This is a genomic window from Romboutsia sp. 13368, from assembly GCF_018336475.1.
GTDB lineage: Bacteria > Bacillota > Clostridia > Peptostreptococcales > Peptostreptococcaceae > Romboutsia.
The window spans coordinates 2,078,055-2,089,384 of sequence record NZ_CP048741.1; the positions used below are offsets into that span (position 1 = coordinate 2,078,055).

9 protein-coding genes are annotated in these 11,330 nt (G+C 27.5%); all 9 read right to left on the reverse strand.

The annotated features are described in order from the left end of the window. Positions 1 to 102: 102 nt before the first annotated feature. A complete protein-coding gene (gene hisS, locus G3997_RS08625) occupies positions 103 to 1,365 on the reverse strand; it encodes a histidine--tRNA ligase (RefSeq protein WP_296645374.1) in 1,263 nt (420 codons plus the stop codon). Further along, positions 1,355 to 2,827: a coproporphyrinogen dehydrogenase HemZ gene (hemZ, locus tag G3997_RS08630; protein ID WP_296645375.1), complete on the reverse strand. Its 1,473-nt coding sequence runs from the start codon at positions 2,825 to 2,827 to the stop codon at positions 1,355 to 1,357. Before hemZ ends, hisS begins: the two co-directional genes overlap by 11 nt. A gap of 14 nt (positions 2,828 to 2,841) precedes the next feature. After that, positions 2,842 to 3,456, reverse strand: a complete 615-nt coding sequence (locus tag G3997_RS08635) for an MBL fold metallo-hydrolase (RefSeq protein WP_296645376.1) — start codon at positions 3,454 to 3,456, stop codon at positions 2,842 to 2,844. 12 nt (positions 3,457 to 3,468) lie between these two features. Continuing rightward, complete coding sequence (gene dtd, locus G3997_RS08640) at positions 3,469 to 3,918, reverse strand: D-aminoacyl-tRNA deacylase (protein WP_296645377.1); 450 nt, start codon at positions 3,916 to 3,918, stop codon at positions 3,469 to 3,471. 9 nt (positions 3,919 to 3,927) lie between these two features. Beyond that, positions 3,928 to 6,138, reverse strand: coding sequence for a RelA/SpoT family protein (locus tag G3997_RS08645; protein ID WP_296645378.1), 2,211 nt, complete (start codon positions 6,136 to 6,138; stop codon positions 3,928 to 3,930). A gap of 70 nt (positions 6,139 to 6,208) precedes the next feature. Beyond that, positions 6,209 to 6,721 (reverse strand): adenine phosphoribosyltransferase, encoded by a 513-nt coding sequence (locus G3997_RS08650; RefSeq protein ID WP_296645379.1) that lies wholly within the window; start codon positions 6,719 to 6,721, stop codon positions 6,209 to 6,211. Between the two features lie 388 nt (positions 6,722 to 7,109). Further along, positions 7,110 to 8,876, reverse strand: coding sequence for a single-stranded-DNA-specific exonuclease RecJ (recJ, locus tag G3997_RS08655; RefSeq protein WP_296645380.1), 1,767 nt, complete (start codon positions 8,874 to 8,876; stop codon positions 7,110 to 7,112). Then, complete coding sequence (locus G3997_RS08660) at positions 8,873 to 10,609, reverse strand: ABC1 kinase family protein (RefSeq protein WP_296645381.1); 1,737 nt, start codon at positions 10,607 to 10,609, stop codon at positions 8,873 to 8,875. The genes recJ and G3997_RS08660 overlap by 4 nt, the downstream gene beginning before the upstream one ends. Before the next feature lie 56 nt (positions 10,610 to 10,665). After that, complete coding sequence (locus G3997_RS08665; protein ID WP_296645382.1) at positions 10,666 to 11,166, reverse strand: gamma carbonic anhydrase family protein; 501 nt, start codon at positions 11,164 to 11,166, stop codon at positions 10,666 to 10,668. Positions 11,167 to 11,330: the final 164 nt, after the last annotated feature.

Consider the following 11,330-nt stretch of genomic DNA (forward strand, 5'->3'; position numbering starts at 1 on the left):
TCACTAATATAATATATTGTCCATTAAAGTTATACTCATATATCTTTAATAATTAAACTTATATTTAATATAATTTAATTAATTAACTTGTGTATACATAAACTACATTCTAGACTTTAATTCTTTAACTATTTCACTTAACTTAATAGTTATTTGTTCTGATGTTGCCATATTCTTTAATGTAGCAGCATCATTAGCTAATTCATCATCACCTATAACTATAGTAAATTTAGCATTTATTTTGTCAGAGTATTTAAATTGAGCCTTAACACTTCTATCTAAGTGATCATTTTCTGCACTTATATGGTTTGTTCTTAAGTCTTTAAGTAATTTAAAACTCTTAGTCTTAGCTTCTTCCCCTATAGTTACTATAAATATATCAGTTGAATATGGATTTTCTATTTCTATATTATTATTTTCCATAGTTAATAATAATCTTTCAGCTCCTAATCCAAATCCTATACCACTAACTCCCTTAGGTCCACCTAATTGCTCAACAAGTCCGTCGTATCTTCCTCCACCACAAACTGTACTTTGAGAACCTATATCGTTAGATATTATTTCAAATGCAGTTTTCTTGTAGTAATCAAGTCCTCTAACTATACTTCTATCAACTACAAAGTTTATATCCATTTCTTTTAAGTATGTTTGTAATTTTTCAAAGTGATCTTTACAATCATCACATATATGATCAACCATGAAAGGTATATCTGTTAAGTTTTCCTTACAAGTAGGATTTTTACAATCTATAACTCTCATTGGATTTTTATCTTTTCTTTCTAAACATGTTTCACATAACACATCTGATTTTGTATCAAGATATTGTTTTAAAGTAGCATTGTATTCTTCTCTACAAGTAGGACATCCAACAGAGTTTATACTTACTGCTAAATCTTTAAGACCAACTTCATTAAAGAATTGTATAGCTAATGCTATAACTTCTGCATCTATTGATGGTTTATCACTACCTAGTGCTTCTACCCCAAATTGATGGAATTGTCTTTGTCTTCCTGCTTGTGGTCTTTCATATCTAAAACAAGGAGTTATATAGAATAACTTTGTTGGTTGAGTATCAGCATATAATTTATTTTCTATAAATGCTCTAACTACACCTGCTGTTCCCTCTGGCTTTAAAGTTATATCTCTACCACCTTTATCTGTAAATGAGTACATTTCTTTTTGTACTATATCTGTAGTATCTCCTACACCTCTTTTAAATAACTCTGTGTGTTCAAACACTGGAGTTCTCATTTCTTCATATCCAAATAATGAACATATTTCTCTAAATTTATTTTCAACATAATTCCATTTATATGCATCTTTAGGAGTTATGTCCTTAGTTCCTCTTGGAGCTTTAGTTAACATTTTGGTATATTTCCTTTCTTTTTCTTTCTATCATTTCATCAACTCTATCTATATATTGCTCAACGTTCTTTACGTTTTCAACTCTTTCGATTCTGTCTTCATCAACATATACAAATTTAGATATAGAACCTGCACCTAATGCATAGTTACTTTGTTTTTCTTCCATGATTTGAATATTATATATGCATTCATATCCTTCTTTTGCATATCCTATATTTTCTAAGTTTCCTAGCATATGCTTTTGACGATACATATAGTATGGATTAAGTCCCATATCTTTTGCATATTCCATAGATAAATCTATCATCTTTATCATTTCTTCATATCTTGTAAGTTCATAATTTTCTATATCTTCTTTTAGCTTAGAGGCTCTTTTTACCGCTAACGTATGTACAGTCAAGCTTTCAGGTTGAAGTTTTTTAATTTCTTCTAATGTATTTTTAACCATATCTAAATTTTCATCTACAAGACCTAATATAAGGTCCATATTTATGTTATCAAATCCTATTTCTCTAGCCATATTGAAACAATCAACTATATCAGAAACACTATGAGCACGTCCTATTTTTTCTAAAGTTTCATCATTCATAGTTTGAGGATTTATACTTATTCTACTTACATTGTGCTTTTTAAGAACTTCTAATTTTTCTCTAGTTATAGAATCCGGTCTTCCTGCTTCAACTGTAAACTCTTTTATTTTAGTTAAATCTAGTTCTTTAAATAACGCAGTTATTAATATATCTAACTCTGGTGCTTCTAAAGCGGTTGGAGTTCCTCCACCTATATATAATGTTTCAATCTCTTTATTTGTATCTTCTATTATTTTTGCCATTCCCTTAATTTCTTCTATAAGTTTTTCTACATATTCCATTCTTAAGTGTCCAAACTGTTTTAGTGGATTTGCTGGGAATGAACAATAATAACATCTTGTAGGACAAAACGGTATTCCCACATATAAAGATATTTTATTTTCATCAATAGGATACATAAAAGGTCTTTCTCTTTTTGCTATATCTAAGGCTAAATCTATCTTTTCATCCATTATTAAGTAGTTCTCTTTTAGATTTTGTCTTATAGACTCGTCATCCATACCTTTATCTAGTAAGTTATGAACTATCTTAACAGGTCTTATTCCAGTAAGTATGCCCCATGGTACATAAGTATTAAATTTCTTTTTTAATACATTAAACATACTTCTTTTTATCATTTCTTTAGTTAATTTTTTTAATCCTTGCTCATTTAAATCATCTGTTTTTATATGTTCTGATGACTCAAATCTAAGTTCATAATTTTCATAGTATTTAGTAGTTGATATTAAAGTATTGTTGTATTCTAAAAGGTTATTTTCTAAAACCATTCCAAAATTCTTTTTATCAGTAAATTGGAAATCTGATGTAAATAGCTTTATAAGTTCTGCAACTTCATACTTAAAATCATGATTCTTTAATATTACGTTTAACATTTTAACGTCTCCTTCTACATATAAGGATTACTCATCTTCTCTATACCAAGTGTTGAGCTTGGACCATGACCAGGATGTATCTTTACTTTATCTTCAAATTTAGATAATTTCTTTAAAGATTTCTCTATTTGTCTATAGTCTCCACCATAAAGGTCAGTTCTTCCTATACTTCCTGCAAATAAAGTATCTCCTGTAAACATATCATCATTAACTCTTATACACATACATCCTTTTGTATGTCCTGGTGTATGAATAAAACTTAATTTTAAATTTCCAAGTTCTAACTTATCCTTATCTTTAACATATATGTCAGCATCTAATTCTTGCGGTCCACAATGCATAGAATAACTTAGATTTTTTCTATTATTATTTAATAACTCTTTTTCATCATTATGAGCTATTACCTTAACATTAGTTTGAGATTTTATTTTATTAACTGCTCCTATATGATCTCCGTGACCATGAGTTAATATTATATACTCTAATTCTAAAGCATTTGCTTTTATATAATTAAGTATTTTATCACTAGCTCCCCCTGGATCTACAACTGCACATTTTTTAGTTTCTTCATCTATTAATATGTACATATTTTCACCAAAGTATGGTTCAACTATTTTCTCTATTTTCATAATCATCTCTCCTTAGAAAGTTCTATTTGATTCAAGTAATATAGTAACTGGTCCATCATTAGTTAAATCAACCATCATATGTGCACCAAATTGTCCCGTTTGAGTTACTATTCCTTCTTTTCTCGATTTTTCTATGAACTCTTCATATAGCTTTGTTGCAAGTTCTGGTCTTGCAGCTGTAGAAAAGCTAGGTCTTCTACCTTTTCTACAGTCTCCATATAAAGTAAATTGAGATACCACTAATAGCTCCCCTTCTACATCCTTTAATGACAAGTTCATTTTTTGATTTTCATCTTCGAATATTCTTAAATTTAGTACTTTATCTATTATATAATCTACATCTTTAGATGTATCTTCATGTGTTACTCCAAGCAAAACAAGTAATCCTTTTTTTATCTCTCCAGTAATATTACCATCTACTGTAACCTTTGAAGAAGATACTCTTTGAACAACAGCTCTCATAATAACCTCCTAGTTTATTACTCTATAAATATTTTCAACACCAGGAATTGATTTTATCTTTTTCATTAGTGTATTTAATGTTTCTATATTATTAACTTCTACTAAAAGATTTACACTTACTACACTATCTTTCCCTTTTCTAGCATTTATACCATTTAAAGAAATTTTATCCATAACAACTATATGAGTTATATCGTTTATTATACCTCTTCTATCAACCGTTTTTATTTGTATTTCTGCCTCAAATTTGCTAGATTCTGAATTAGTCCATGACACATCTACCAATCTACTTTTGAATGAATCGTTGTTAATATTTGCATTTGGGCAATCAGATCTGTGTATTGCAACACCTCTTCCTTTTGTTATATAACCTATAATTTCATCACCAGGAAGTGGGTTACAACATTTAGCAAATCTTATAAGTATATTATCTAGGCCTTTAACAACAATTCCTTGATTATTATTATTCTTTCTTTTTTTCTTATATTCCGCATCACTTATATTATGTTTTTCGATATCATTTATCTCTTCTTTTTGTTCTTTTTGCTCTTTCTTAACTTCTTTTTCATATAACTCTCTAACTTTAGAAACTACATGATTAGCTATTATACCACCGTATCCAATAGTAGCTATTAAGTCTTCTACTGTTGGTTGGTTAAATCTTTTAGTCATTTGTTGCATGTATTTTTCTACATTAGGGTCTTTTAATGGTATATTTTGTTTTCTGAATTCTTTTTCAAGTATTTCAGTTCCTCTTTGAATATTTTCTTCTCTTCTTTCTTTTTTAAACCACTGCCTAATTCTACTTTTAGCATTTGGTGTTTTAACAATATTTATCCAATCTCTACTTGGTCCGTTAGAATTTGAAGAAGTTAATATTTCAACTATATTACCATTTTGAAGCTTATAATCAAGAGTTACTATCCTTCCATCTATCTTTGCACCAACACATTTATTTCCTACATTTGTATGCACTCTATATGCAAAATCTATAGGTGTTGACTCTGCTGGAAGTTCTACAACATCTCCTTTAGGAGTAAATACATAAACTTGACTACTGAATACATCCTCTTTAAGAGCATCCATAAATTCTTGTGGGTCTTTTAAATCTTGTTCCCACTCTATCATTTGTCTTAGCCATTTAAGCTTACCTTCTATACTAGTTTGCTTTTGACTATTATTTCCTTCTTTATATTTCCAGTGAGCTGCTATCCCGTACTCAGCTATAGTATGCATTTCTTTAGTTCTTATCTGTATTTCTAAAGGTTCACCATCTGGACCTATTACAGTTGTGTGTAAACTTTGATACATATTAGGCTTTGGCATAGCTATATAATCTTTAAATCTACCTGGCATAGGAGTCCATAAAGTATGTATCATCCCAAGCACTGCATAGCAATCTTTTACAGTATCTACTATAATCCTAACTGCCATTAAATCATATATTTCTTGGAATGTTTTATGCTTATTTTGCATTTTTCTATATATACTATAAAAATGCTTTGGTCTTCCATATACATTACACTTTATACTTACATCTTCAAATAACTTATTTAATATGTTAATAACATTTTCTATATATGCCTCTCTTTGGCTTCTTTTTTTAGCTACTCTTTCTACTAATTGATAGTAACCTTCCGGGTCTATATATCTTAAAGCTAAATCTTCAAGTTCCCATTTAATCATGGAAATACCTAATCTATTAGCTATACCACCATATATTTCTAATGTTTCTATCGCTTTTGCTTTTGCTTTTTCAGGAGGCATAAACTTTAGTGTTCTCATATTGTGAAGTCTATCTGCCAATTTTATAAGTATGACTCTTATATCTTTTGCCATAGCAAGGAACATTTTTCTTAAGTTTTCAGCTTGAGTTTCTTCTTTTGACTGATATTTAATCTGTCCAAGTTTAGTTACTCCATCTACTAAATCCGCTATTTCCTTAGAAAATTCTTTTTCTATATCTTCATATGTATATTCAGTATCTTCAACTACATCATGAAGTAAACCTGCTATTATAGTTTCTATATCTAATTCCATATCACTTAGAATATTCGCTACTGCTATCGGATGTATAAAGTAAGGTTCCCCTGATTTCCTAAATTGTCCATCATGTGCTTTTTTCCCAAAGTAATAAGCTTTTTCAACTAAATTAACATCTGCATCTTTTGCGTATTTTTTTATTTTATTTATAAGCTCTTGAATTTCTTTATCCTGCATAATACCACCTATTTCAAATATAAATTTATATATTAAAATAGTTGGCTATATACCAACTATTTTTTAAGTACTAGTACTTTATTAAAGAATTTATTTCGTATTCAGATAATTTATCTCTTCCTTTTAAATCTTCTAATTCTATTAAGAATTGCATAGAAACTACTTCTCCACCTAATTGCTCTATTAACTTAGCTGCAGCTTCCATAGTTCCTCCCGTAGCTAGTAAATCATCTACTATAGCTACTCTTTGACCTGGCTTTATTGCATCTTTATGTATTTGTAATGTATCACTTCCGTACTCTAATCCATAGCTATAACTTATAGTTTCTGATGGTAGTTTTCCTGGTTTTCTAACTGGAACAAATCCAACACCTAATCCATAAGCAACTGGAGTTCCCATTAAAAATCCTCTAGCTTCTGGTCCTACTATAATATCTATATTTTTATCTTTTAATTCATTTATAAATGAATCTATTGTATACTTAAAAGCTTCACCATCTTGCATTAATGTTGTGATGTCTTTAAATTGTATTCCTTCTTTTGGGAAGTTTTCGATATTTCTTATTACTTTTTTTAAGTCCATGATGACCCTCCTAATAGCTTTCCATTTTCTAATTTATGTTTATTAGATATTAAGTTTTCACTTTTATCTATATTTAACTTTATTAAATATTTATATAATAAATGTATKWYTWRWWWWWWYTAYWYTCATCACTAGCACCCTCATATATATACGCATAATCTTTAGTGCTATGTAAATAATCATAAAGAACAATATTATTATATCTTTTTAAGTCTATTTTATCAATATTTGACGAGAATATAACTTGTATATTGTTTTTATTTGTATTAACCTCTCTAAAGTTAATATCAAAATCTTCATCTAAAAGAGATAAATCTGATATTGCTCTATATCTTATCCTTTTATACTCTTAATATAAATATTATTATAACTTAAATTTACATTACTATTATCTAATTCCATTAACTATTATTTGTATGCTTTTATTTCCATTCCATTCATTTATTGATGGGTAGAATGTAAAATCCATATTTACGCTATTATTAGATTTATTATATAGATTCTCTAATATATCTTTTCCATACTTCGATATTATTTTTTCTTCAAAATATTCTACATCATTAAATATCATTGCATCCATTGTAATATTATTAGATAATAAAAGTCTTAACTTTAAAACATTTTTATCCTTTCCAAGTATCCTAGCATTTATTATTTTTGCATCTTTTACACCAAATACCGGTTTAGAATTACCTTTTCCAAATGGCTCTAGTACGTTTAACTCTTCAATAAGATTTAAGTTTAAATATTCTAAAGGTAGCGATGCATCTATCATTATCTTTTTGGCTAAATCATCTTGTGTTAACTCACATTTTTTATTCAAGCTATGTCTAAGACTATCAATCTTATCTTCTTGTAATGATAATCCCGCTGCCATAGGATGGCCTCCAAATTTATCTAACAATTCTTTACAAGCTAATAGGCCTTCAAACATATTATATTCTTCTATAGATCTTGCTGAACCTTTAACACCTTCTTCTGATTTCGTTAGAATAATAGTTGGCTTATTATATCTTTCTTTAATTCTTCCTGCAACTATACCTGCAAGACTTTCATGTATATCTTCTATATAAATCACTAATATATCATCATTATTAATATCTGTATTTTCAATTATATCAATAGCTTTATCTACGCCTTCTTTAGTCATATTCTTTCTTGCATCATTTAACTCTACGATTTCTATAGCTAATTTTTTTGCATCTTCTTCATCATCCATTAAAAGTAATTCTAGTCCTTTTTTAGCTGAATCAAGTCTACCTGATGCATTTAAACATGGACCTATAACGAACCCTAAATGGTATGCTGTAATTTCTTTATCTTCTAAACCAGTAGCCTTTTTAAGTTCTTTTATACCTATATTGTTAGTATTATTAAGCATTTCTAATCCATTTTTTACAAATATTCTATTTTCATCTATTAAATCAACTACATCACAAACAGTAGCTATAGCTACAAATTCAATTAGCTTATAACATTCATCTTTATCCATTCCCAACTCTTCATATAGAGCTTCCATTAATTTAAAAGCTACACCTGCTCCACATATACTTTTAAATTGATAGTTACATTCTGTTTGTTTAGGATTTATTATTGCATCTGCATTTGAAGATATAAAAGTTCTATGTCCATCCTCTTCAATAAATGGAACATCATGATGGTCTGTAACGATTACAGTTAACCCTAATTCTTTTGCATATTCTATTTGTTCTATTGCTGAAATTCCATTATCACAAGTTATTATAGTATCAACACCTTCATCATAAGCTATTTTTACTATATTTTTATTTATACCATATCCGTCTTTAATTCTATCTGGTATTTCATAATCTACATTAGCTCCACATTTATTAAGTGCTGTATATAATATATAAACACTTATTATTCCATCTACATCATAGTCACCTATGATTCTAATTTTTTTATTTGCTTTTATTTTTTCTTTTATTATCGCTACTGCTTTTTTTATATCCTTCATATCTGCAGGTTGATGTAAATATTTATATGTAGGATTTATATAACTATTTAATATATTTTCATCTGTTATTTCTCTATTTACTATTAATTTACAAAGCAATTGACTTATACCATATCTTTGAGACATTTCTTTTAAATCTGCTTTTCTATTTCTAAGTAACCATTTTTCATTACTCATTTTATTCCTCCAAATTTTCTTACAATAAAAAATTTTATTAATATCTTATAAATATATACTTCAAAATTAAATTTATTTTTATATTGGCTCCTAAATATTTTTATAACTAATAATATCCCTATAATAAAAGATATAAAAAATCCTATTATAGCCATTAATTTTATTCCAATATTTTGATTTATATTTTGAGATGATATTATAAGTGATGAACCAACTATAATAGATGCTAAAACTAAACTTAATGAAATATTAGTCGTTACATCAGTTATGCATCTTTCTAAGCTAGTAAACTTTACATCATCCATTTGTATTCTTAAATTATTATGTTCTAAGTTTCTAAGTATAGTTTTTAATTGCTTAGGTATTGATTTAATATCTAAGCAAATTTCTTCTACATTATCTTTCGCTCTAATTAACATCTTATCTATACTAAGTTGATTTATATAATAATACTTAATAAATTCTTCAGCTACCGATGCTATTGAAAAACTAGAATTCAAACCTCTAGCTGTTCCCTCTAATGTTATTATAGTTTTAGAAAGCATTGTAAGCTGTGATGGTATAGCTATTTTATATGTTCTAAAAAATCTAAACATTTCATTTAAAATATTTGATATACTTAAATTTTCTATAGGAACATCATAATAATAATGCATTAAATATAATAAATCTTGTCTAAAACTACTCATATCTACATCTGAATTTAGTATATTTATATCCATTAATAAATGGATTACTCTATCTATATTTCTTTTACCTATTGCTATAACTATATTATTTAAGAAGTTTAACATCTTATTATCTATAATACCTACCATTCCAAAATCTATATAAGCTATACAATTATTACTTACTACAAATATATTTCCTGGATGTGGATCTCCGTGGAAAAAACCATATTCAAAAATCTGCTTGAATAAAGACCTAACACCTATTTGAGCTATATTATTAGTATCCCATCCAAGTTCCTCTATTTTTGATATGTCGCTTAATTTTACGCCTATTATTTTTTCCATTACTAATACTTTTCCAGTACTATACTCATCGTATATAGTTGGTATATATACTTCGTTACTATCTTTAAACATATCTTTAAACTTTATAGCATTTATAGCTTCAAATTTATAATCTAATTCCCTCATTAATTGAGCATTAAATTCTTCTACTACTTGTTTTAAATCTATATCAATATCATTATTTAAATCTTCAAGTGTTAAAGCAATTGTTTTTAAAATTTCTATATCAGACTTTATAGTTTCTTCTATGTTTGGTCTTTGTATTTTTACTATTACATCTTCATTATTTTTTAATTTTGCTTCATAAACTTGACCTATAGATGCTGACCCTATTGGAATATTATTAAACTCTTTAAATATATCTGATATCTTTAATCCCGTTTCATTTTCAAATATAGCCTTTGCTATATCTGTATCAAAAGGCTCTACACTATCCCTTAGTTTTGAAAGTTCATTTATTATATCTTCATCAAACAAATCTTTTCTTGTACTTAATATTTGACCAAGCTTTATATATGTAGGTCCAAGTTCTTCTATAACACATCTAATCTTCGTTGCTGTAGACATATTTTTTATATTTTGTGAAGGACTTGTAATTGGTATTTTATATGCTACCTCTGATATATTTAACTTTTCTACAATAAATGAAAACCCATATTTAATTAATATATGTGCAATATCTTTATATCTCTTTAAGTTTTTATAACTTATTCTCACTAAATTTCACTCCTAAAATCTAAAAAGGACAATATAGAATTGCCCTTTTATTTTTATTACTTATGATTATTTGCAAGTTTTACATATTTTAATGCAGACTTAGTAAGATTTTCTTTTTCTTCCTGTGAAAGTTCTCTTATTACTTTTGCAGGTGAACCCATAGCTAAAACACCTGATGGTATTTCTTTACCTGGTGGTACTAAACTCCCTGCTCCAAGTAATGTAAATTCACCAACTTTAGCTCCATCTAAAACTATAGAACCCATACCTATTAAAGTATTATCTCCTATTTCACATCCATGTATTATTGATTTATGACCTACCGTAACATTGTTGCCTATTATTGTAGGAAACTTTTCTGATATATGTACAACACTACCATCTTGTATATTAGTATTTTCTCCTACAGTTATATAATTATCATCCGCTCTTAAAACAGTTCCATACCAAATGTTTGCATTCTTTTCTATAGTAACTTTACCTACTATATCTACACTTTCTGCTATGAATGCAGTTTCATCTATTTTAGGCTCTATACCTTCGTATCCTTTTATCATATGTTAAATTTCACCTCTAATATTAATCTTTCTTGATCTTTATTAAATATTTATTCTTCAGTTTTGCATTTTTACTATATACACAACATTTATAAATCTACTTAATATATCTTCAAATCTAATTTCTAAATTTTATAAAAAATTTTCTTATTATCCTATATTAT